Source organism: Cellulomonas sp. NEAU-ZC6 (genome assembly GCF_056844425.1).
Window position 1 is genome coordinate 658845 of record NZ_JBXFYH010000002.1, and the last position, 21390, is coordinate 680234.

The window sequence follows — 21390 nt, forward strand, 5'->3', positions numbered from 1 at the left end:
GCGTCAGGGGGCGGCGGGCAGGACGGTGCCGAGCCAGTCGTGGACCGCGGCGGCGACCGCAGGCACGTCCTTCTTCAGCGCGTGGTCGCCAGGTACCACGACGACCCGGCGGTCCGGGCCCTCGGGCGGGACGCCGTACGGGTCGGTGGCGCCCTGCACGACCAGCACCGGGACGCCCGCCGCGTCGAGCTCCGGCAACCGGCTCGGCAGGTCCGGGCGCCCGGGCGGCTGGGTCGGGAACGCGAGGCAGAGCACCGCCACCGCGCCGGTGGCGCTCGCGGTGCGGCACGCGGTGCGCGCGCCGGCGGACCGGCCCCCGGTGACCAGCGGGGCGTCGAGGACGTCCGCGCGCAGGTGCTCGACCACCGCGGTCCACGCGACGTCGAGCGCCGGGCCGCGCGGGCCGACCTTCTTGCCGGCGACGCGGTACGGCTGCTCGACCAGCACCACCGCCAGCCCGAGGCCGGTCGCCGTCGCGGTGACCGCGACCAGGTCCGGCGCGCCGATGCCGCCGCCGGCGCCATGACCGAGCACGAGCGCGCCGGGCACGGCGACGCGGGCGCCGGGCGCGGGGTCGAGGCCGGGGGGCAGGTGCAGGTGCGCGCGGGCGGTGCCCTGCAGGGTGCCGATCTCCAGCACGCGGGCGGCGGCGGGTGCGGACGTCACGCCGCGCACGCTACCCCCGCCCCGTGGGCTGGGTGCTGCGGCCCCGCGCGGCCGCTGCGAGGTCGTCAGAAGGCGGCGAGGTCGTCATGCAGAGATGACGACCTCGCCGACGTGTGACGACCTCGGCGCGAGACCGGGCCGGCCGGTCAGGCCGGGTCGACGAGGCCGCGCTCGACGGCACGCACCAGACGGCGCGGGACCTCGACCACGCGCCCGTCGGGGGTGCGCACCGGAGTGAGCGGGACCGCCGTCGCCTTCCACTGCGACCGGCGGGCGCGGGTGTTCGAGCGGGAGGTCTTCCGCTTCGGGACGGCCATCAGCCCTGCCTCGCCTTCCATCGCGGGTTCTTCTTGTTGATCACGAAGGTCGTGCCGTGGCGACGCACCACGATCGAGCCCTCCTTCTTCTTCAGGGACGCCAGGGAGGCGCGCACCTTCATCGGGTCTCCTCGGGGGCGGTGATGCCGTAGCGCAGGCGGAACTTCTCGACCCGCCCGGCGGTGTCCAGGACGCGCGACCTGCCCGTGTAGAACGGGTGGCTCGCCGAGGACACGTCGACGTCGATCACGGGGTACGTGCTGCCGTCCTCCCACTCGACCGTCTTGTCGGACGTGGCGGTGGACCGGGTCAGGAACGCGAAGTCCGCGCTGATGTCCCGGAAGACCACCGGACGGTAGTCGGGGTGGATGCCCTGCTTCATGACCTGCTCCTCACCAGCTGGACTTCGTGACACCGGGCAGCTCGCCGCGGTGGGCCATCTGCCGCATGCGCACGCGCGACAGGCCGAACGTCCCGACGTAGCCGCGGGGGCGGCCGTCGGCGACGTCGCGGTTGCGGACCCGGACCGGGCTGGCGTCGCGGGGCAGCGCCTGCAGCGCGGTGCGTGCGGCCACCCGGTCGGCCTCGGGCAGGTGCGGGTCCACCGCAGCCGCCTTGAGCTCCCGGCGGCGCTCGGCGTACCGGGCGACGACCACCTTGCGCTGCTCGTTGCGGGCGATCTTGGACTTCTTGGCCATGCTCAGCGCTCCTCGCGGAAGTCGACGTGCCGGCGCACGACGGGGTCGAACTTCCTCAGCACGAGGCGCTCGGGGTCGTTGCGGCGGTTCTTGCGGGTGACGTAGGTGAAGCCGGTGCCGGCGGTGGAGCGCAGCTTGATCACCGGGCGCAGGTCCGCGGCGCGGGCCATCAGACCTTCTCCCCGCGGGCCAGGATCCGGGCGACGACGACCTCGATGCCGAGCCGGTCGATCGTCGTGATGCCGCGGGCGCTCACGGTCAGCCGGACGTGCCGGCCGAGCGACGGCACCCAGTAGCGCTTGTGCTGGATGTTCGGGTCGAACCGGCGCTTGGTGCGCCGGTGGGAGTGGGAGATCGAGTGGCCGAACCCGGGCGAGGTGCCCAGGACCTGGCAGTGTGCGGACATGGCGCCATCATAGGTAATGAGAATCGTTCCCGACAAGCGCTAGTCTGGGTCGCATGTCTCCGCTGACCGCACGCACGCCCCTGATCGTCCTGGCCACCGTCGACCCGCTGCTGCGCGACGCCGTCGCGTTCGGCGTCGTCGTCGACCGGCCCCGCACGGTGGTGCTCCGGCACGACATCGTCGACGGCCCCGAGGGCGGCGGGATCCGCCGGGTCGTCGCCGACGCCGACGGCGTGCTCGAGGACGTGCTCGTGCCGCTCGAGCACGCGTGCCTCAGCTGCTCGGTGCGCGAGGACGCGATCCCGACCCTGGAGCGGCTCGCCCGGGACCCCCGGTGGGACGCGGTGCTGCTCGCGCTGCCCGTCTCCGCCGAGTCGCTGCCCGTGACCCGCGCGCTCGGGGCCGCGACCGGGCGGGGCGGCGGCCTGCGGGGCCTGCGTCTGGCGAGCGTGGTCGCGGCGCTGGACCTCGCGACCTTCACCGAGGACCTGCTCGGCGACGACCTCCTCGAGGAGCGTGGGCTCGCTCTGACCGGGGACGACCGCAGGGCCGTGGGCGAGGCGCTCGCGGCCCAGGTCGGGCACGCCGACGTCGTGCTCGTGGCGGGGGACCCGGGTGAGCACCCGGTCGCCTCCGACCTGCTGGACCACGTCCGGGCGGCGGACGGCCGGCGCGTCGACGGCATCTACGCGGCCGACGTCGCCGCGCTGCTGGACGTCGCCCACGACGTCCGCGCCGGCGACCGCCGGCTGGACCCGAGGTTCGCCGCACCGGTCCCGGGGGCCCCGACGGCGCACGGCGTGTGGACGCTCGACCTGTGCGCCGACCGGCCGCTGCACCCGGAGCGGCTCGTCGCCGAGGTCGCCCGGCTCGGCCAGGGGGAGCACCGCAGCCGCGGCGTGTTCTGGGTGCCGAGCCGGCCGGACTCCGTGTGCCTGTGGGACGGTGCCGGCGGCCAGCTGAGCGTCGGTGCGACGGGCACCTGGGGCCGGCGGGCGCCGCTGACCCGGCTGGTGTTCACCGGGGTCGAGGACGTGCGCGCCGACCTGCTGGCGGCGTTCGAGGACGTGCTGCTCACCGCGGACGAGCACGCCCGCGGGCTGCACCGGTGGCTCGGTGCCGACGACGTCCTGGCCCCGTGGCTGGGTGACCGCGCCGCCTGACGTGCGTGGCGGCGCGGTCGGGGGCATCGTCGGAGTGTCCGCACACCGTCGATGCGAGGAGGCCGTCGTGCCGCGCCGTGACCCGGGACCCAGCGTGAAGGACAAGGGGCTCTACGAAGAGCTCCGCGACGAGGGCAACAGCAAGGAGAAGTCCGCGCGGATCGCGAACGCCGCCGCGGCCCGCGGCCGGTCGTCCGTGGGGAAGAAGGGCGGCGAGTCCGGGTCGTACGACGACTGGACGGTGGCGGACCTGCGCAAGCGCGCCGCGGAGATCGGGATCGAGGGCCGGTCGTCGATGAACAAGTCCGACCTGGTCGAGGCGCTGCGCTCGCACTGAGCCCGCACCGGTACGACGGACGCCCGCCGCAGCAGGTCGGCGGGGCGCCCGTCACAGCGGAGCTCAGGCCGAGCAGACCAGCCCGGCGGTCAGCGCGTCGAGGTTGTCGCGCATGATGTCCAGGTAGTCGCGGTCGTCCTCCTCGGCCAGGCCCTCGAGCGGGTCCAGCACCGCGGTGCCGACGCCGAGCTCGTCGGCGAGGGTCTGCGTGACCTTCGGGCTGGCGAGCACCTCGAAGAAGAGGGTCCGGACGCCCTCGGCCTCGACGGTGGCGGCCACGTCGCGCAGGCGCGCGGGGGACGGCTCCACCTCGGGGTCGATGCCGCTGATGCCGACCTGGTGCAGGTCGTAGCGCTGCGCGAGGTAGCCGAACGCCTCGTGCGAGGCCACCAGGGTCGCCCCGCGGCACGCGTCGAGGCCGTCGGCCAGCTCGGTGTCGAGCGCGTCGAGGTCGGCCGCGAGGTCGTCCGCGGCGGCCGCGAACTCGGCCGCGTGCTCCGGGTCCACCTCCGCCAGCGCGTCGGCGACCTGGTGGCCGACGGCGGCGAGCCGGGCGGGGTCGAGCCAGAAGTGCGGGTCGAGGTCGCCCGAGCCGGTCGACGCGGGCCCGGCGCCGTCGGGGGCGACCTCGAGCGCGGCGGCCTCGGCGGCGTCGACCACGTGCTCGGGCGCGGTCGAGGTGACGGCCTCGTCGGTGGCGGCCTGGAAGCCGGACAGGTAGACGACCAGGTCGGCGTCCCCCAGGCCGGCGACCAGCCTCGGGGACAGCTCGAGGTCGTGCGACTCGCCGCCGGGCGGCGTGAGCGAGCTGACCGCGACGTGCTCGCCACCGATCCGCTCGGCCACGAACTGCAGGGGGTAGAACGCGGCGACGACGTCGTGGCGGTCGTCGGCGTCGGCGGGGGAGCAGGCGGCGAGGCCGGCGGCCGCGAGCGCGGCGAGGCCGACACCCTCGAGGGTGCGGGCGCGGACGGGGTGGGGGAGCGGCACGGCGGGGGTCCTTCCGGGGTGGTGACGCACGGGTGGGGAGACCGGGCGTGCCGGTCTCCCCACCCGTCAGGCGTGCAGGTGCGGGGCGGGTGTCAGCCCTCGGTGCCCTCGTCCTCGTGCGCGTGCTCGTCGTGCGCGTGCTCGTCCTCGGCGTGCGCGTCGTCGCCCTCGGCGTGCTCGTGGGCGTGCGCGCCGTGCTCGGCGGCCGCGCCGGAGACGCCGGTCAGCTCGTTCGGCACGACGTCCAGCTCACCGGTCAGCCACACCTCGCCGGTCTCGACGTCGACCGCGTGCACGGTGCTGGTCGCGGGGTCGGTGATGTACGCGGAGCCGTCCAGGACGGTGATCGCCGGGCGCGGCTCCTGCCAGACCTCGGACTCCTCCCACGCGTCGATGACCGGGATCGAGCGGACCAGCGTGCCGGTCTCGGGGTCGATGACGTGCAGGGCGCCGTCGGTGCCCAGCACCAGGGCCTCGCCGGCGTCGCCGCGGGCGAGCGACCGGAACGTGTACGACGCCGGCAGGTCGACCAGCCGCAGCGACGCGTCGCGGGTGTCGATCAGCGAGACGCGGGTCGGGCGCTCCAGGTCGGCGTCGGGGTCGACCTTGTAGTCGCCGAGCACGAACGGGGAGGCCTCGGTGCCGGCCTGGTTGCCGATGCGGCCGTAGGCGTCGGGCGCCTGGACCTTGCTGATGGTGCCGCCGGAGTAGATGACGGCGCCGTCCTCGCAGCCGATGACGACGGCCTCGCCCGCGGCCATGGCCTCGCCGTGCACGCCCGGGCACTGGTCGGAGGCGGCGATCTCCGCGCCGTCCGCGTCCAGGACGCGGATGCCGGTGCGGCCGTCCTCGGTGCCCTCGGACACGACCAGGCTGCCGTCGGTCAGCTCCACCGCGACGCCGTGGTGCGCGGCCGGGAGCGTCACCTCGCGGGTCTCGGCGTCGGCGTCGCCCAGCTCGTCGGAGTCGACGACGGTGATGGTGCCGGTGCCGTCGTCGAACAGCGCGGTGCGACCCTCGTGCGGCACGACGTGGCCCGGCTTCTCGGCGGCCCACAGCACGTCGGTGAGCACCGGGTCCCCGGTGTACGAGTGCGTGTGGTCGCCGTGCGGCTCGGTCCAGGTGCCGGCGTCGAGCGTCTGGAAGCCACCGGTGGTCGAGACCATCACGTGCCGGTTGTCGCCGGCGCCGTTGACGCGGTTGAAGCCCTCGAGGGGCAGGTCCGCGACGAGCTCGAGCGTGGAGGCGTCGAGCACCTGGATGCCGCCGTCGTAGGTGAGCACGAGGCGCGGCTTGGCCGTGGCGACCTCGGTGGCGACGGGGGTGGTGGTCTCGTCCGGGGTGGCGGACGCGGCGGCCGAGCCCGCGTCGTCCTGCGCGCAGGCGGCGAGCAGGGTGACGGACAGGCCGAGGCCGAGGGCCGCGGCGAGGCGCGGCCGGAGGCGGGGGCGGGTCGTGGAGATCATGGCCGCACGCTAACACAAGTGATACTCAGTCTCATTACAGGTAGGCGGAGCGGGCGGTCCGGGTCAGCACGTAACCTCGACGCGAGTCGCTGGACCGGACAGGGCTCGACGGGTCGGAGGACGAGGGGTACGGCATGGACCTGCTGCTGATCGGGGTCGTCGCGGCCGTCGCGATCGTGACGGTGACGGCCCTCGCGCCGCGGGTCGGGGTCTCCGCCCCGCTGCTGCTGGTCGCGCTCGGCGTCGCCATCAGCCTCGTCCCGGCGGTGCCCGCGGTGGAGATCGAGCCGGAGTGGATCCTCGGGGTGGTCCTGCCGCCCCTGCTGTACGCGACGTCGGTGTCGATGCCGACGATGGACTTCCGGCGCGACCTCACCGCGATCAGCGGGCTCTCGGTGCTGCTCGTCGTGGCCACGTCGGTGGTGCTGGGGCTGCTGTTCTCCTGGCTGGTCCCCGGCGTCTCGCTCGCCACCGGCATCGCGCTGGGCGCCGTGCTCAGCCCGACCGACGCGGTGGCGACGTCGATCGTCCGGAAGTCCGGCGTGAGCCCGCGCATCGTGACGGTGCTCGAGGGCGAGAGCCTGCTCAACGACGCGTCCGCGCTGGTGCTGCTGCGGTCGGCCGTGGCCGCGACGGCCGCGTCGGTGTCGCTGTGGGAGGTCGGGACGGACTTCCTGTTCGCCGTCGTCGTGGCGGTGGTGATCGGCGCGCTGGTCGGCAAGGTCAGCCTGATGGTCCGCACCCGGGTGTCCGACCCGCACCTGACGACCGCGATCTCGTTCATCGTGCCGTTCGTCGCGTACATCCCGGCGGAGCACCTGGACGCCTCCGGGCTGGTCGCGACCGTGGCCGCGGGGCTGGTCGCCGGGTCGGGCAGCGTCCGCCTCCGGCCGCAGGACCGGATCGCGGAGGCCGCCAACTGGCGCACGCTGGAGCTGCTGCTCGAGGGCGCGGTGTTCCTGCTGATGGGGCTCGAGCTGTACGGGCTGGTGGTCGAGGTGCGGGAGGACCACGGCAGCCTCTGGGTCGCGATCGGCCTCGGGGCGATGGCCGCCGCCGTGGTGCTGGTCGTGCGCGCGGGCTACGTCGCCTTCCTGCTGGCGACGCTGCGGCGGCGGGCCCGGCGCGGCGTCACGATGCGCGGCTACCTGAGCGCGATCAACGACCGCACGGACGCGCTGCAGTCGATGAGCCCCGAGGAGCGGGCCCGGGTCCGCGCGCCGGCCCCGCCGCCGGGCGCGCGCCGGCGGCTGCTCCGACGGCGCCGTCCGGTGCTCGACCCGCAGGCGCCGCCCGAGAAGCGGTTCGCCGCCCTGCGCGCGCGGGTCACGCGCCGCATCGCCGACATCGACTACCTGCAGGCCGAGCCGCTGGGTCCGCGGGAGGGCGTCGTGCTCGTCTGGGCCGGGATGCGCGGCGTGGTCACGCTGGCGGCGGCCCAGTCCCTGCCCCGCGAGACCCCGCACCGGGCGCTGCTGCTGCTGGTGGCGTTCGTGGTCGCCGCGGGCACCCTGCTGGTCCAGGGCGGCACGCTGGGCTGGGTGGTGCGCCGGCTCGGGCTCGCGCGCGACGGCGAGGACGACCGCGCGGAGCTGGACCGGCTCACGGGGGAGATGATGCGCGCCGCCACCGAGATGCTCGACCGCCCCGACCTGTGCCGGCCCGACGGCTCCGCCTACGCGCCGGTGGTGCTGGAGCAGGCGCGGCGGATCTCCCAGCGGCAGAAGGAGCAGGTCGACGACGACGTGGCCGCCGACGAGGACCGGGCGTCGGTCGCCGCCCAGGTGCGCGAGCTCCGGCTGGCCGTGCTCGACGCCCAGCGCGACGCGCTGCTGCGGCTCCGGGACCTCGGGACCGCGAGCTCCGGGGCGCTGACGGAGGCGCTGAAGGTGCTGGACGCGGACCAGATCAGCCTGGAGCTGCGCGCCCGCGACTGACCCCGCCCCGGCCCCGCCGACCCGCACCACCGCCGAGGTGGCAGAGCGCGCCTGCGCCGACGACCTCGCGCACAGGCGCCCGCTGCCACCTCGGCGGACGCCCCGCCGGGGGTCAGGGCTGCGGCGGGCGGGGCGTGAGGGCGTAGTACGCGCGGTCCCGGTAGACGAGCGGGGCGGCGTCCGGCCGCGCGCCGTGCTCCAGGGCGCGGACGGAGACCAGGAAGCTGGTGCCGACCGGCGTGCGCTGCACCACCCGCGCCCGCACCCAGCACAGGGCGTCGTCCAGCACGGGCTCCCCGCTCGGCAGCCGGGACCAGCCGCCGCCGGCGAACCGGTCCACCCCGCGCGCGGCGAACCGCGCGGACAGGTGCGCCTGGTCGTCGGCGAGGAACGACACGACGAGCGTCGGGGCCTCGGCCAGCGCGGGCCAGGACGACGAGCCCGAGTCGATGGAGAACGCGAGCAGCGGCGGCGCGGCGGAGACCGAGATGACCGACGTCGCCGTGAAGCCCACGGGGCCGTCGGGGCCGTCCAGCGCGATCACCGCGACCCCGGCCGCGTGCCGGCGGAACACCGCCTTGTACTGGTCGGGGGTCAGCTGCGGCTCGTCCTGCTCGGCGAGCCGGGCCTCGAGGTCCCGCAGGTCGGTGCCGGCGCTCACCGGGCACCACCCGTCGCGGCGCGCAGGGCCGCGCCGTCGGTCGCCCACCAGGCGGCCAGGTGGTCGTGCAGCGCCGGCAGGTCCCCGGCGTTCACCACCAGCGAGCGCGTCGGGACGACGGCACCGAGCTCGACCAGGACCGGGCGCAGGTGCACCTCGCCGACCAGGGCGTGCGCCGGATCGCCCGGCACGACCAGCGGCACCGCGACGACCCCGGCGAGGCCGCGCGGGCCGTACAGGTCGAGGAACGCCTTGAGCAGGCCGGTGAACGACGCCTTGTGGACGGGGGTCGCGACGACCAGGACGTCGGCGGCCGCCACGGTGCGCAGCGCGGCGTCGGCGCGCGGGTGCTCGGCGGCCAGGAGCTCGAGCGCCAGGTCCGCCAGGTCGACCTCGGCCGGGGCCGGCGCCGCCCCGGCGGCTGCGGCGCCGGCGGGCTGCAGCCACGCGGTCAGCCGCTCGCCGACGGCGCGGGCGGCCGCGGCGGTGCGCGAGCCGGGGCGCGGGTTGCCGGTGAGGACGACCACGGCGGGCGGGCGGGACCCGGACGCGGTGGCGGGCACGGCGTCGGGGGCGGTGCCGGGCGCGGTGCCGGGCGTCGGGAGGGTCAGCTGGGTCACGGTGGCTCCAGGTGGTGCGGTGGTCGGTCGGTGGGTCCGGCGGGTCAGATCGCGGTGCCGGGGTTGAGCAGCCCGCGCGGGTCGAGGGCGTCCTTGATGCGGCGCAGGGTGGTGCGGGCGACCGGGTCGAGCGCGTCGTCCAGCCAGTCGCGCTTGAGGACGCCGACGCCGTGCTCGCCGGTCAGCGCGCCGCCCAGGTCGAGCGCCAGCGCCACGACGGCGTCGACGGTCTCCTGGACCCGGGCGGTGACGACGCCGTCGTCCGTGAGCACGAGCGGGTGCACCACCCCGGCGCCGGCGTGCGCGAAGGTGAAGACGGGCACGCCGGTGCGGGCGCTGATCGCCGCGATGCCCCGGACGGCCGCCGCGAGCGCCGACGGGGGCACCGCCACGTCCTCGATGAGCACCCGGCCGCGGCGTTCGACGGACGGCAGCGCGCGGCGGCGGACGGCGACCAGCCGCTCGGCCTGCACGGGGTCGTCCGTGACGTCGACGCGCACCGCCGTGCGCCGGAGCAGGTCCGCGGCGGTGCCGGCGTCCTGGGCCGCGGCCGCGCCCTCGGTCTGCACCAGCAGGAAGGCGCCGCCGGCATCGGCGAGCGTGGTGCCCTCCGCGTCGTCGACGGCCCGCAGCGTGGCGGCGTCGAGCAGCTCGAGGGTGACCGGGCGCAGGCCGGCGGCGCCGAGCGCGGTGGCGCCGGCCGCGGCCGCCTCGACGTCGGCGAACACGGCGGCGACCGTCCCGGTGCGCACCGGCAGCGGCACCAGCCGCAGCGTCGCGCCGACGACGATCCCGAGCGTGCCCTCCGACCCGACGAACAGCGAGGTCAGGTCGTAACCGGTGACGCTCCGGGCGGCGCCCGGGCCGGTCCGGAGCAGGGAGCCGTCGGCGAGCACCACGTCGAGCGCGAGCACGGCCTCGCGGGTGGCGCCGTGCGCGGCGCAGCGCAGCCCGCCGGCGTTGGTGGCGATGTTGCCGCCGATGCTCGAGATGTCGACGCTGCCCGGGTCCGGCGCGTACCGGAGCCCGTGCGCCCGCGCCGCGCGGTCGACGTCGGCGGTCAGCACGCCCGGGCCCGCGACCGCGAGGGAGTCCGCGGGGTGCACCACCAGGTGGTCCAGGCCGCGCAGGTCGAGCACCACCTGGCCCGGGCCGGCTGCCGCGGCACCCGCGAGACCGGTGCCGGCGCCGCGGGGGACCAGCGGCACGCCGTGCTCGCCGGCCCACCGGACGGTGGCGACCACGTCGTCCACGGTGCGTACCCGGACGACCGCGTCGGGCGCACCGGCCGGCGCCCAGCCGGAGCGGTCGGTGCGGGCGGCGGTGCGCGACGCGACGTCGCGGTCCAGGCGGGTGACGCGGGGCGCGAGGTCGTCCAGCACGACGTCGGGCACCGGTGTGCCGGTCGGCAGCACCCCGGCGGCGACGGCGGTCACGCGCCCGCCGCCGTCGCGTCGCGCACGATCACCGGGGCGTCGGCGCCGAGCCGCAGCCGCTCGAGGAACAGCACCACCGTGGCCGCGGCGGAGCGGTGCTGGACGTCGTTCAGCACGTCGTGCAGCACGCGGTCGAGCACGGCGACCGAGGCGCCGAGCCGGCGGTAGACCGGCAGCGCGTCCTCGACCGGGCTGATCGGGTCCGCGCCGCCGTGCAGGGCGAGCGCCGGGACGCCCAGCGGGCGGTCGTCGACGGCCGCCGGCGTCGTGCCGGACGTCAGGACCCCGCCCAGCGCCCCACCGCCCAGCAGCTCACCACCCAGGAGCCCGGCGGAGCGCGACGTCGCCGCGGTGTCGATGCCGCCCCGGGCCGCGCGACCCAGCACGCTCCGGTGGTTCGGGCAGGCGGTGCGCCCCGCGAGCTCGGCGTCCCAGGACCCGCCCCACGGTGCGCCGAGCGGACCGGGCCGGGTCGGCAGGCCGGCGAGGACCACGCCGTCGAGCGCGGGGGTGCCGTCCGGGGACGACGCCGCGAGCCGCCGGGCGACCCGGACCGCGGTGAGCGCGCCGGCGTCGGACCCGAGCAGCACCCGCGGGGCGGGCAGGTCGGGGTCGGCGAGCAGCGTCTCGACGGTGCCGGCCGCTGCGGGGTCGTCGTCCACGGCCACGACGCGGTAGGCGTCGGCGGCGAGCCGGCGGCCGAGCCGCTCGTACACCTCGGGCGTCTCCCCGCGCCCGGCCAGGACCACGACGGTGCCGCGGACGGCGATGCCCTCGGGCCCGGTCCAGGTGCGCGTGGCGGCTGCGGGTGCGCCGCCCGGGGCCGCCCCGAGGGCCGCGGGCCGTGCGGGGTCGTTCGACCACGCCGACCACGACCCCGGGTACAGCACCGGCGTGAACCCCGCGACCGTGAGGGCCAGCGCCTCGTGCGCCGCGGTGACGCCGGAGCCGCAGTACACGCCGACCGGCTCGTCGGCGCGGGCGCCGAGGTCCCCGAACCGCGCGCGCAGGGTGTCGGGCGCCAGCAGCCGGCCGTCGGGCCCCACGTTGGCGGCGGTCGGTGCGCTCACCGCCCCGGGCACGTGGCCGGGCCGCGGGTCGACGGGCTCGGTCTCGCCGCGGTACCGCGCACCGGCGCGGGCGTCCAGCAGCAGGCCCTCACGGGCCAGGGCTGCGGCGGCGTCGGCGTCCAGGGTGGGCAGGCCGCCGCCGGTCAGCAGCACGTCGCCGGTCTCGGGCTCGGGCTCGTCACCCGTGGCCAGCGGCAGCCCGGCGTCCTGCCAGCCGGCCAGCGGCCCGTCCAGGACCCGCACGTCGGCGACGCCGGCCCAGCGCAGCAGCCACCACGCGCGGGCGGCGGACTGCCCGGCCGCGTCGTCGTAGACCACCACGGTGTCGCCGGCGCGCAGGCCCCAGCGGCGGGCCGCGGCCTGCAGGTCGGCCACGTCCGGCAGCGGGTGCCGGCCCGCGGTGGCGGGGCCGCCGTGCGCCGCGAGGTCGGCGTCCAGGTCGACCAGCACGGCGCCCGGCAGGTGCCCGGCGCGGTAGGCCGGCCGGCCGTCGGGCTCGGCGAGCGTCCAGCGGACGTCGAGCACCCGCACCGGCGCGGGCCCGGCCAGGAGGTCGGCCAGAGCACGCGGGTCGATCAGGTGGGTGGTGGCGGGAGAGGGGACGGCGACGCGCTCGGCGGTGGTGGTCATGCGAGGTCCTCCTGGTGGGTCGGCGTGGGGGCCGTGGGGGTGGCGACGAGGGCGGCGAAGAACCGCTCCAGCGCGCCGAGCGCGGCGGCCTCGAGGTCGAGGTCCAGGCCGCGGCGGACGGCGAGGTGCACGGCGACGGCGCCGAGCGGGGGCAGGTCGTGCCGCTCGACCAGCCCGGCGGGGTGCGCGCCCGCGCTGGGCAGCACCGCGACGCCGAGGCCGGCGCGTGCGGCGCCGATGACGCCCTCGAGGCTCGTGGACTCCGCGGTGACCTCGACCTGGTGGCCCGCCGCGCCGAGCTCGGCGAGCGCCCGGCGGCGCATCCCGCACGGCTCGGAGTACGCGACGAGCGGGACGGGCTCCCCGGGGCCGGGCAGCGGCAGGCCGGGCCTGGCGTACCAGCGCAGCGGGAGCGTGCCGACCTGGCGGCCGGGGGTGTCCGGCGTGGTCGACAGCAGGATCGCGACGTCGATGGTGCCCCTGGCGACGGCCTCCGTCATCTGCGTGGACCGGTCGATGGCGAACCGCACCGGCCGGTCCGGGTAGGCCGCGCGCAGCGTGCCGAGCAGGGCCGGCAGCACCTGCTCGGCGGCGGTCTCGGTGGACCCGATGACCACGGTCCGGCGGCTGGAGGCGTCCAGCCGGGCGAGCGCCTCGTCGTGCACCGCGAGCAGGTGCCGGGCCTCGCCGAGCAGCCGCTCCCCGGCGGGGGTGAACCGCGCCTGCCGGCCGTGCCGCTCGACCAGCGTCTGCCGGAGCCGCTTCTCCAGGCCGCGCACGTGCTGGCTGACGGTCGGCTGGCTCAGGTGCAGCGCGGCCGCCGCGCGCCCGAAGCCGCCGCAGTCGGCGATCGCGACGAACGAGCGCAGCTGCGCGAGGTCCAGCGCGGCGGTCACGGTGCGACCTCGCCCGCGGCGACCACGTGCCGGCCCCCGGGGATCGCGGCCAGCAGCGCGCGGGTGTACTCCGCCTGCGGGTCGGCGAACACGGCGGCGGTCGGACCGTGCTCGACCACCCGCCCGCGGCGCAGCACCGCGACGTGGTGCGACACCTGCGCGACGACGGCCAGGTCGTGCGACACGAGCAGGTAGGACACGCCGAGGTCCCGCTGCAGCTCCACCAGCAGGTCGAGGATCTGCGCCTGCACCGAGACGTCCAGCGCGGAGACCGGCTCGTCCAGCAGCAGCAGCTGCGGGTCCAGCGCCAGCGCGCGGGCGATGGCGACCCGCTGCCGCTGCCCGCCGGACAGCTCCGCGGGCAGCCGGGCCAGGTAGGAGGCCGGCAGTCCGACCCGGTCCAGCAGCTCGCGCGCCCGGGCGACCCGGGACGCGCGGTCGCCGACCCGGAACGACACCAGCGGCTCCACGACGCTCTCCAGCACCGTGAAGCGCGGGTCCAGGGCGGCGAACGGGTTCTGGTGCACCAGCTGCACCCGACGCCGCACCGGTCGCCAGCGACGCCAGGACGCGGCGGTGAGGTCCTCCTCGTCCAGCAGCACGCGGCCGGACGTCACCGGCTGCAGCCCGAGGGCGACGCGCAGCGCGGTGGTCTTGCCGGAGCCGGACTCGCCGACGACGGCCAGGGTCTGGCCGGCCGGGACCGTCAGGTCCACGTCGTCCAGCGCGCGCAGCGGCGCTCGTCCCGGCAGCGGGAACTCGACGGTCGCGCCGGTCAGCCGCAGCACCGGCCGGGCGGGCTCGGGGTCGGTGAACCGCGGCTGCACGCGGCCGTCGGTGCCGAGCCCGGGCGCCGCCGCGATCAGCCGGCGGGTGTACGCCTCCTGCGGGTCGACCAGCACGTCGGCGGGGCGGCCCTGCTCGACGACGCGGCCGTCCTGCAGGACCAGCACCCGGTCGGCGCGGTCGGCGGCCACGGCCAGGTCGTGCGTGATGATCAGCAGCGCGATGCCCTGCTCCCGCACGAGCCGCTCCAGGTGGTCCAGGATCGTCCGCTGCACCGTGACGTCCAGGGCCGAGGTCGGCTCGTCGGCGACCAGCAGCCGGGGCCTGCCCGCGAGCGCCAGCGCGATCAGCGCCCGCTGGCGCAGCCCGCCGGACAGCTCGTGCGGGTACTGCCGGGCGCGCAGCCCCGGGTCGTCCACGCCGGCCTGGGCCAGGGCCTCGAGGACCTCGGCGCCGACGGCCGGCCGCGGGACGCCGCGGAGCCGGACGGCCTCGGCCACCTGCGCGCCGACCCGGCGCGTCGGGTTCAGCCCGACCATCGGGTCCTGCGGCACCAGGCCGACCACGCCGCCGCGGACCGAGCGCAGCACGCGCTCGCCGGCGCGGGTGAGGTCGACGCCGCCGACCTCGACGCGGCCCGCGGTGATCCGGCCGGACCGGGGCAGCAGGCCGAGCAGCGTGTGGGCGGTGGTCGACTTGCCCGAGCCGGACTCCCCGACCAGGGCGACGACCTCCCCGGGGGCGACCTCCAGCGAGACGCCGCGCACCGCCGGGGCGCCGCGGCCGTAGGTGACCTCCAGGTCGCTGATGCGGGCGACGGGCTGCGGGCGGGGCACGGCGGTCACCGGCCGACCTCCTCGAGGGTCTTGGCCACGTGGTTCAGCGCGAAGACCAGCAGCCCGACGAACAGGCCGGGCAGCAGGCTGAGCCAGGGGCTGGTCACCAGGTAGCTCCGGCCGGCGGAGATGAGGGTGCCCCACTCCGCCGCGGGCGGCTCGGCGCCGAACCCGAGGAACGACAGCGCGGCGACCGCGATGACGGCGGCCCCGAAGTCGAGCACCGCGAGAACGGCGACGGGCCCCCAGGAGTTCGGCAGCACGTGCCGGACCAGGACGCGCCCCCACGAGGCGCCGCCGGTGCGGGCCGCCTCGACGTACGGGAGCGTCCGGACCCGGAGCACCTCGGCCCGGGTGGTGCGGGCGAACCCGGGCACGATCCCGATGCCGACGGCGATCGCGACCGGCACGGTGCCGAACCCGACCGCGGTGACGATCGCCAGCGCGAGCAGCAGGCCGGGGACGGCGAGCAGCACGTCCACGCCGCGCATGAGCACCGCGTCGACCCAGCCGCCGAGGAACCCGGTCAGCAGGCCGATGACCAGGCCGCCGGCCAGCGCGATGCCGATCGCGAGCGCGGTGGCCTGGATGGTCAGCAGCCCGCCGTGCAGGACCCGGGCGAACAGGTCGCGGCCCAGCTCGTCGGTGCCGAACGGGTGCGCGCCGCTCGGCGGCAGCAGCTTGTCCGCCGGGACGGTGGCGTACGGGTCGACGGACGTGAACAGCGTCGGGGCGAGCGCGGAGACCAGCACGAACGCGACGAACACCGCGGCGAGCAGGAAGCCGGGCCGGCGCACGAGGGCGCGGGCGGTCGCGACCCGGCGCGCGCCGCGGCCGTGCTCGGTGAGCGCGCGACGACGGGCCCCGGCCGCGCGGGTCGTCGGGGGTGCCGGGGTCGGGACCGGGAGCGTCCGGGTGGCCGAGCGGGTCAGGTCGAGGGTCATCGGGTCACCGCCTTCGGGGTGCGGGTGATGCGCGGGTCGAGCAGCGGGTAGAGCAGGTCGACCAGGAGGTTCACCGCGACGAACGCGGCGGCGGCCAGCACCACGACCGCCTGGACGACGGGCACGTCCTGGGTCAGCACGGCCTCCTGGGCGAGCGTGCCGACGCCCTGGCGGGCGAAGATCGTCTCGGTGACGATCGCGCCGGTCACGGTGCCGCCGACCAGCAGGCCGAGGATGGTCAGCGTCGGCAGGGCGGCGTTCCGGAACGCGTGCCGCCACTGGATCGCCGCCCGGGACAGCCCGGTCGCGCGGGCGGTGGTGATGTAGGGCTCGGCGAGCGTGTCGGCGAACGACCGGGTCAGCACCTGGGCGAGCGCGGCGGCCGTCGGGATCGCCATGGTGACCGCCGGCAGGACCAGCGCCCGCCAGTCGGCGCTGCCGGTCGACGGCAGCCAGCCGAGCGAGAACGCGAACACCTGGATCAGCAGCAGCCCGACCCAGAACGACGGGAACGCGACGCCCACCGAGGGCAGCCGGGTCAGCACCGCGCGAGCCGGGCGCCACCGCACCGCGGTCGCCAGCGCCGCGACCGCGACCCCGGAGACCAGAGCCAGGGCGAGTGCCAGCGCGCTGAGCTGCAGCGTGCCGGGCAGCCGGTCCGCGATCAGCGTGGTGACCGGCAGGCCCTTGGTGATCGACGTGCCGAAGTCGCCGCGCAGGGCGCCGGTCAGCATCGACCCGTACTGGGCCAGCACCGGCTGGTCCAGGCCGTACCGGGCCTGCGCTTGCGCCAGCTGCTCCGGGGTGAGGGAGTCGACCTCGACGTTGTTGGCGGACAGCAGCAGCGCCAGCGGGTCCGACGGCAGCAACCAGAGGATCGCGAACGTCACCGTGTACGCGGCCCACAGCACGAGGACCGCCTGGCCGACCCGGCCGAGCAGGTAGCCCGCCAGGCCCAGCCGCCGGGCCGCGGCGCCGGTGCCGGACCGGGGCGCGAGCGCCTCGCCGGCGGTGGCGACGACGGCCGTCACGACGTGATCCAGGTGTCCGCGAAGTCGCCGAACGACTCCGAGGTGAACCGGAACCCGTGCACCTCGGCGGCCACGCCGGCGGTCTGCACCCGCTCGAACGTCGGGAACGCCAGCGCGTGGTCCAGGTAGTACTGCTGCAGCTCGCCGTAGACCGCCGCGCGCTCCGCGGGGTCGAGGGTCGCGGTGCCACGGTCGAGCAGCGCCTGCACCTGCGTGGCCTGCTCGGGGGTGAGGGCGTTGACCGCCTGCGCCTGGGAGCCGGCGTACCGGGCGTCGACGATCCACTGGATCACGCCGGGGTCGGCCCGGGTGTAGTAGGTGGAGATGAGGTCGTAGTCGCCCGCCGACAGCACCTCGGACCGCTGGGCGGCCGTGATGACGTCCAGCTGCAGGTCGATGCCGACCGCCTTGAGCTGGTCCTGGATCAGCTGGTCGCCGGAGGAGAACTGCGCGACCACCGGCGTGTGCAGGGTCAGGCGCTCGCCGTCGCGGTACCGGTAGCCGTCCTCGTCCAGCTCCCAGCCGGCCTCGTCCAGCAGCGCGGCGGCGCCGTCGGGGTCGAAGGCGAGGTCGTCGGAGTGGTCGGCGTAGGCCGGCGTCGTCGTGTCGTAGATGCTGGTGACGGACGGGTACTCGGCCCCGAACACCGTGCTGGCGTAGGTCTCGCGGTCGATGGCCTGCTGCAGCGCCCGCCGGACCCGCTCGTCGGCCAGGACCTTGCCCTCGGCGAGGTTCGGGTAGTAGTTGTTCGCCGGGCCGGGCAGGGAGCGGCTGACCACGGAGTCGCCGCCGGAGGCGATCAGCGCCTGGTCGTTCTCGCTGATCGGGTTGCGCGGCCACGCGATGTCGATGGCGTCCGAGGTGAGCTGGCCGACGCGGACGGAGTCCTCGGCCACGTAGGTGAACGTGATCCCGTCCAGGTACGCCTCGCCGGTGTTCTCCCGCAGGGTGGAGCCCCACGCGTAGCCGTCGCGCCGGGTCAGCACGGTCCGCTCGGCCGGCGTGTACTCGTCGAGCACGAACGGCCCGGACCCGACGACCTCCCCGAGGCAGCGCTGCTCGGGGGTCGCCGCGTAGGACGAGGCCGCGAGGATCGCGAGGTTGGTCGTCGACGTGCCCTGCAGGAAGGACGCGTTCGGGGTGTCGAAGTGCACCACGACGGTGTCGTCGTCCACCACCTCGGTCGACGCGTAGCCGGCCAGGTAGACGCCGCCGTACGCGGTCGGCAGCTCCTCGAGCGTCGCCGCGCCGCTGTCGAGCGCGAGCCGCACCGACTCCGCCGTGAACGGCGTGCCGTCCGAGAACGTCACGTCGGTGCGCAGGTCGAAGGTGTACGCCAGCCCGTCGTCGGACACGGACCACTCCGTGGCGAGCCACGGCACCAGCTCGCCGGTCTCCGGGTCCTGGTCCGTGAGCGAGTCCGCGAAGTTCCGGATCACCGTGCGGTGCTCGATCCAGTACGTCTGGAACGGGTCGACGCAGGAGAACGCCGCGTTGTCCGGGAAGAAGGCGACGTCGAGCGTGCCGCCGGCGACCGGGTCGCCGACGTCGGCGCCGGCAGCGCCTCCGGTGCCGGCGGTGCCCCCGCCGGACGCCGAGCACGCGGACAGGGCCAGCACGGAGACGAGCACGGGGACGACGGCCTGCGCAGCGCGGCGGCCGGGGGAGCGGGAGAGGGTCACGGTGGTCCTCGCGGGATCGGGGAGGGACAGGGGGTCAGGCGGGGTCGGCGAGCGTGCGCCGGCCCGCGGCCAGCAGCGCGGCGTCGTCCTGCGGCGGGTGCACGCGGGACGCCAGCACGTCGCGCAGGTGCCGCTCGAGCGGGCGGTGCCGGGTCAGGGCGGGGTTGCCCAGCGCGGCGACGGCGGTCTCGACCGCGGTGATCGCGGCTCGGGTGGCGAGCAGCTTGGCGACGCCCGTGCGCGGCCCGGCGGCGGGGTCGCCCGCGTCGATCCGGGCGGCCAGGCCGAGCAGCACCTCCTCCGCCTGCACCAGCTGGGCCTCGACCTCGCCGGCCACCTGCTGGATGCGCTCGGTGGTGGCGATCGGCCGGCCGAGCGAGGTGGGGACGCGCTCGCGGGCGAACCGCACGAGGAACGCCTGGGCGGCGCGGCCGACGCCGACGTAGAGCGCCGGGACGCCGAGCGCCACGGGTCCCCAGCCGCCGGCCTGGTCGCCGCGGCCGACCCGGGACACCGGGACGCCGCGGAAGTGCTCGGCCGGGATGGTGACCCGGTCGTACACGACGTCGTGCGTGCTGGTCGCGCGCTGACCGAGGTGGTCCCAGGTGCGCTCGACCCGGACGCCCGGCGCGTCGCCCGGCACGACCGCGTGCGCGACCTCGGGCTCGCCCGACGGGCCGTGGTGGTCCACGGCCCACACCAGGTGGTACGCGAGCCCCTCGGAGCCGGTGGCGAAGCCCTTGCGGCCGTCGACGACCCAGCCGTCGCCCGTGCGGGTCGCCGTCGTCGCGGGCAGTCCGCCGCGCGCCGGTGCGCCCCACTCGGGCTCGGCCCGCACGGCGTTGAGCAGCGTGGGTTCCGTCGCCGAGCGGGCGACGACCGCGGCGTACACGTCCTCCGGCCACCAGGGTGCCCGGTCCTGCAGGGTGTGCTGCGCGATCGTCATCGCGGCGATCAGGGCCACGGCCGGGTCGCCCTGGCCGAGCGCCTCCAGGACGCGGACCGTGTCGACGGCCGTCAGCGGCCGGCCGCCGTACCGCGTGCCGACGCCGAGCGTCAGCAGGCCGGCCCCGTGCAGCACGCGGATGCCGTCCCACGGGAACTCCGCGGTGCGGTCGTGCCGCTCCGCGTGCTCGGAGAGCCGCGCGGTGACCGTGGACAGGGCGGCGTCGGACAGGTCGGGTGCGACGAGCGCGGGCGCCGCGGCGGTGGCGGTCACGCGGACGCCCCGGCCGGCACGCGCCGGCCGGCCCCGTCGGCCCCGTCGGCACGGGCTGCCCCGTCGGCGAGCGGCAGCGGCGGCTGCGCGACGACCTCGCCGCGGCGGCCCGTGGCCTCGCGGTGCGCCAGCTCCTCGCGGACCAGCGGCAGCAGGTAGCGGCCGTAGTCGATGGCGTCGTTCAGGTTGTCGTACCCGCGGACCGAGATCAGGTCGGCACCGAGGTCGACGTAGTCGAGGATCGCGGCGGCGACCGTCTCCGGCGTGCCGACCAGGGCGGTCGACGCGCCACGGGCGCCGGTCGCGGTCGCGGTCGGCGTCCACAGCGCCCGGTCGTGCAGGTCGCCGCGGGCCGCGATCTCGAGCAGCCGCTGCGAGCCGACGTTCGCCGGCCCCGTGGCTCCCGGCGTCTGCACCCAGCCGCCGCGGTACAGGCCGCCGGGCTGCCCGGCGCCGGCGGAGCGCGACTCCAGGACCGCGAGCGTGCGCTCGGCCTTCTCCCAGGCGAGCTCCTCGGTCGGCGCGATGATCGGCCGGAACGTGACCCAGGTGCGCGGGGTGCCGGTGCGGCCCGCGGCCCGGGCGGCGGCGGCCACCCGGTCGATCTGCTCCCGGGTGTCGGCCAGCGGCTCGCCCCACAGGCCGAAGATGTCGGCGAGCGCGCCGCCCTGGGCGTACGCCTCCGCGCTGGAGCCGCCGACCGAGACCGGGATGGTGCCGTGCACCGGCCGCACGTGCGAGACGAAGTCCTCGAACCGGTAGTACGTCCCGGCGTGGTCGAACGGCTCGGTCTCGGACCAGACCCGGCGCAGGATGCGGAGGTACTCCTCCTGCCGGGCGTACCGCTCGGCCTTGCCCAGCCGGTCGCCCTCGCGGGCCTGCTCGTGGTCGTCGCCGCCGGCGATGAGGTGCACCACCGCGCGGCCCCCGGACAGCTGGTCGAGCGTGGCCAGCTGCTTGGCGGCGACCGTGGGGTAGACCGTGTTCGGCCGCAGCGCGACGATCGGGCGGAGCCGCTCCGTGACCTGGGTGAACGCCGCGGCGATGCCGAACGGGTCGTGGCCGGAGGACCCGTAGGGGACCAGCGAGTAGTCGAACCCGCCGTCCTCCAGGACCCGGGCGTACCGGCGCAGGTACGCCACGTCGATCGCGGGGTCGCGCAGGCCGTTCAGCTCGTTGGACGGGTTGACGTTGATGGCGGAGATGAACTCGACGGTCATGGCGGTGCTGCCTCCTGCTGAGGGTCCGCCGGCGCGCGTCGGGGCGCACCGGCGGGGCGGACGAGGGTGTGCGGGACCGCACCCGCGGCGCCGGTGGGCGCAGGGGCGTGCGGTGGTGGTGCCGGGATACGGCGGGGTACGCGGGGTACGGCGGACGCGCGCCCGGACACCTGGACGCCGCCGCGGACGACGGCGACGACGGCCGGGAGGACGTGGGCGGCCCCGCGGATGCGGTGGGCCCGGTGCGTCAGCGGCTCGGCGTGCGCGTCCCCGCCACCGGTGCGGCGGACGCCGCCAGTGCGGGCGTCAGTGCCGGAGCGGTGCGCGGGGAGCCGGCGCAGCGGGGCGCGCGGGCGGACGCGTCGGGGCGTCCGCGGGT

The 21390-nt window shown here is 76.7% G+C and carries 22 protein-coding genes and 1 pseudogene; 3 read left to right on the forward strand and 20 right to left on the reverse strand.

The features are described from left to right. Positions 1 to 3: 3 nt before the first annotated feature. The 7 genes from AC1050_RS13155 to rpmB form a co-directional block, all read right to left on the reverse strand. Complete coding sequence (locus tag AC1050_RS13155) at positions 4 to 666, reverse strand: alpha/beta hydrolase family protein (protein WP_482387836.1); 663 nt, start codon at positions 664 to 666, stop codon at positions 4 to 6. Positions 667 to 812: 146 nt separating this feature from the next. Then, complete coding sequence (rpmF, locus tag AC1050_RS13160; RefSeq protein ID WP_482387941.1) at positions 813 to 983, reverse strand: 50S ribosomal protein L32; 171 nt, start codon at positions 981 to 983, stop codon at positions 813 to 815. Next, entirely contained in the window at positions 983 to 1105 is a 123-nt protein-coding gene (gene ykgO, locus AC1050_RS13165) for a type B 50S ribosomal protein L36 (RefSeq protein ID WP_482387837.1), read from the reverse strand. Before ykgO ends, rpmF begins: the two co-directional genes overlap by 1 nt. Further along, positions 1102 to 1365: a type B 50S ribosomal protein L31 gene (locus tag AC1050_RS13170; RefSeq protein WP_482387838.1), complete on the reverse strand. Its 264-nt coding sequence runs from the start codon at positions 1363 to 1365 to the stop codon at positions 1102 to 1104. Before AC1050_RS13170 ends, ykgO begins: the two co-directional genes overlap by 4 nt. Positions 1366 to 1375: 10 nt before the next feature. Then, positions 1376 to 1681 carry a 30S ribosomal protein S14 gene (gene rpsN, locus AC1050_RS13175; RefSeq protein ID WP_482387839.1) on the reverse strand — a complete coding sequence of 102 codons (306 nt, stop codon included), beginning with the start codon at positions 1679 to 1681 and terminating at the stop codon, positions 1376 to 1378. Positions 1682 to 1683: 2 nt separating this feature from the next. Beyond that, on the reverse strand, positions 1684 to 1851 hold the full coding sequence (rpmG, locus tag AC1050_RS13180) for a 50S ribosomal protein L33 (RefSeq protein ID WP_482387840.1): 168 nt from the start codon (positions 1849 to 1851) through the stop codon (positions 1684 to 1686). After that, positions 1851 to 2087: a 50S ribosomal protein L28 gene (rpmB, locus tag AC1050_RS13185; protein ID WP_482387841.1), complete on the reverse strand. Its 237-nt coding sequence runs from the start codon at positions 2085 to 2087 to the stop codon at positions 1851 to 1853. Before rpmB ends, rpmG begins: the two co-directional genes overlap by 1 nt. Before the next feature lie 53 nt (positions 2088 to 2140). Between rpmB and AC1050_RS13190 the strand changes: the two genes are divergently transcribed. After that, positions 2141 to 3250, forward strand: coding sequence for a CobW family GTP-binding protein (locus AC1050_RS13190; RefSeq protein ID WP_482387842.1), 1110 nt, complete (start codon positions 2141 to 2143; stop codon positions 3248 to 3250). A gap of 67 nt (positions 3251 to 3317) precedes the next feature. Further along, positions 3318 to 3587, forward strand: coding sequence for a DUF7218 family protein (locus AC1050_RS13195; RefSeq protein ID WP_482387843.1), 270 nt, complete (start codon positions 3318 to 3320; stop codon positions 3585 to 3587). 63 nt (positions 3588 to 3650) lie between these two features. Here the strand turns inward: AC1050_RS13195 and AC1050_RS13200 are convergent, their stop codons facing one another. Both AC1050_RS13200 and aztD read right to left on the reverse strand, forming a co-directional pair. Next, the gene (locus tag AC1050_RS13200; RefSeq protein ID WP_482387844.1) at positions 3651 to 4577 is read right to left on the reverse strand and encodes a metal ABC transporter substrate-binding protein; all 927 of its coding nucleotides are present in this window, start codon (positions 4575 to 4577) and stop codon (positions 3651 to 3653) included. Between the two features lie 92 nt (positions 4578 to 4669). Further along, complete coding sequence (gene aztD, locus AC1050_RS13205) at positions 4670 to 6043, reverse strand: zinc metallochaperone AztD (RefSeq protein ID WP_482387845.1); 1374 nt, start codon at positions 6041 to 6043, stop codon at positions 4670 to 4672. Positions 6044 to 6177: 134 nt separating this feature from the next. Between aztD and AC1050_RS13210 the strand changes: the two genes are divergently transcribed. After that, on the forward strand, positions 6178 to 7980 hold the full coding sequence (locus AC1050_RS13210; protein WP_482387846.1) for a cation:proton antiporter: 1803 nt from the start codon (positions 6178 to 6180) through the stop codon (positions 7978 to 7980). A 112-nt stretch (positions 7981 to 8092) separates the two neighbouring features. On the opposite strand, the gene AC1050_RS13215 is transcribed toward AC1050_RS13210, so the two are convergent. The 11 genes and pseudogenes from AC1050_RS13215 to AC1050_RS13265 form a co-directional block, all read right to left on the reverse strand. Further along, a complete protein-coding gene (locus tag AC1050_RS13215; protein ID WP_482387847.1) occupies positions 8093 to 8641 on the reverse strand; it encodes a flavin reductase family protein in 549 nt (182 codons plus the stop codon). Next, positions 8638 to 9261, reverse strand: coding sequence for an NADPH-dependent FMN reductase (locus AC1050_RS13220; RefSeq protein ID WP_482387848.1), 624 nt, complete (start codon positions 9259 to 9261; stop codon positions 8638 to 8640). The genes AC1050_RS13215 and AC1050_RS13220 overlap by 4 nt, the downstream gene beginning before the upstream one ends. A gap of 44 nt (positions 9262 to 9305) precedes the next feature. Then, on the reverse strand, positions 9306 to 10697 hold the full coding sequence (locus AC1050_RS13225; protein WP_482387849.1) for an FAD-binding oxidoreductase: 1392 nt from the start codon (positions 10695 to 10697) through the stop codon (positions 9306 to 9308). A gap of 824 nt (positions 10698 to 11521) precedes the next feature. After that, positions 11522 to 12397 (reverse strand): annotated as a pseudogene (locus tag AC1050_RS13230) (sulfurtransferase); the annotation flags it as partial. Continuing rightward, positions 12394 to 13293, reverse strand: coding sequence for a LysR family transcriptional regulator (locus AC1050_RS13235; protein WP_482387850.1), 900 nt, complete (start codon positions 13291 to 13293; stop codon positions 12394 to 12396). The gene AC1050_RS13235 and the pseudogene AC1050_RS13230, both read right to left, overlap by 4 nt. After that, complete coding sequence (locus tag AC1050_RS13240) at positions 13290 to 14924, reverse strand: dipeptide ABC transporter ATP-binding protein (RefSeq protein ID WP_482387851.1); 1635 nt, start codon at positions 14922 to 14924, stop codon at positions 13290 to 13292. The genes AC1050_RS13235 and AC1050_RS13240 overlap by 4 nt, the downstream gene beginning before the upstream one ends. After that, positions 14921 to 15859 (reverse strand): ABC transporter permease, encoded by a 939-nt coding sequence (locus AC1050_RS13245; protein ID WP_482387852.1) that lies wholly within the window; start codon positions 15857 to 15859, stop codon positions 14921 to 14923. Before AC1050_RS13245 ends, AC1050_RS13240 begins: the two co-directional genes overlap by 4 nt. Further along, positions 15856 to 16890 (reverse strand): ABC transporter permease, encoded by a 1035-nt coding sequence (locus AC1050_RS13250; protein WP_482387853.1) that lies wholly within the window; start codon positions 16888 to 16890, stop codon positions 15856 to 15858. Before AC1050_RS13250 ends, AC1050_RS13245 begins: the two co-directional genes overlap by 4 nt. Next, positions 16887 to 18572, reverse strand: coding sequence for an ABC transporter substrate-binding protein (locus tag AC1050_RS13255; RefSeq protein ID WP_482387854.1), 1686 nt, complete (start codon positions 18570 to 18572; stop codon positions 16887 to 16889). Before AC1050_RS13255 ends, AC1050_RS13250 begins: the two co-directional genes overlap by 4 nt. A gap of 34 nt (positions 18573 to 18606) precedes the next feature. Beyond that, on the reverse strand, positions 18607 to 19791 hold the full coding sequence (locus tag AC1050_RS13260; RefSeq protein ID WP_482387855.1) for an acyl-CoA dehydrogenase family protein: 1185 nt from the start codon (positions 19789 to 19791) through the stop codon (positions 18607 to 18609). After that, complete coding sequence (locus AC1050_RS13265; protein ID WP_482387856.1) at positions 19788 to 21011, reverse strand: LLM class flavin-dependent oxidoreductase; 1224 nt, start codon at positions 21009 to 21011, stop codon at positions 19788 to 19790. Before AC1050_RS13265 ends, AC1050_RS13260 begins: the two co-directional genes overlap by 4 nt. Positions 21012 to 21390: the final 379 nt, after the last annotated feature.

Excerpts from the sequence above, each read along its gene's own strand:
- rpmF (WP_482387941.1), bottom strand. The coding sequence starts at position 983 with ATGGCCGTCCCGAAGCGGAAGACCTCCCGCTCGAACACCCGCGCCCGC.
- ykgO (WP_482387837.1), bottom strand. The coding sequence starts at position 1,105 with ATGAAGGTGCGCGCCTCCCTGGCGTCCCTGAAGAAGAAGGAGGGCTCG.
- AC1050_RS13170 (WP_482387838.1), bottom strand. The coding sequence starts at position 1,365 with ATGAAGCAGGGCATCCACCCCGACTACCGTCCGGTGGTCTTCCGGGAC.
- rpsN (WP_482387839.1), bottom strand. The coding sequence starts at position 1,681 with ATGGCCAAGAAGTCCAAGATCGCCCGCAACGAGCAGCGCAAGGTGGTC.
- rpmG (WP_482387840.1), bottom strand. The coding sequence starts at position 1,851 with ATGGCCCGCGCCGCGGACCTGCGCCCGGTGATCAAGCTGCGCTCCACC.
- rpmB (WP_482387841.1), bottom strand. The coding sequence starts at position 2,087 with ATGTCCGCACACTGCCAGGTCCTGGGCACCTCGCCCGGGTTCGGCCAC.
- AC1050_RS13190 (WP_482387842.1), top strand. The coding sequence starts at position 2,141 with ATGTCTCCGCTGACCGCACGCACGCCCCTGATCGTCCTGGCCACCGTC.
- aztD (WP_482387845.1), bottom strand. The coding sequence starts at position 6,043 with ATGATCTCCACGACCCGCCCCCGCCTCCGGCCGCGCCTCGCCGCGGCC.
- AC1050_RS13210 (WP_482387846.1), top strand. The coding sequence starts at position 6,178 with ATGGACCTGCTGCTGATCGGGGTCGTCGCGGCCGTCGCGATCGTGACG.
- AC1050_RS13245 (WP_482387852.1), bottom strand. The coding sequence starts at position 15,859 with ATGACCCTCGACCTGACCCGCTCGGCCACCCGGACGCTCCCGGTCCCG.
- AC1050_RS13265 (WP_482387856.1), bottom strand. The coding sequence starts at position 21,011 with ATGACCGTCGAGTTCATCTCCGCCATCAACGTCAACCCGTCCAACGAG.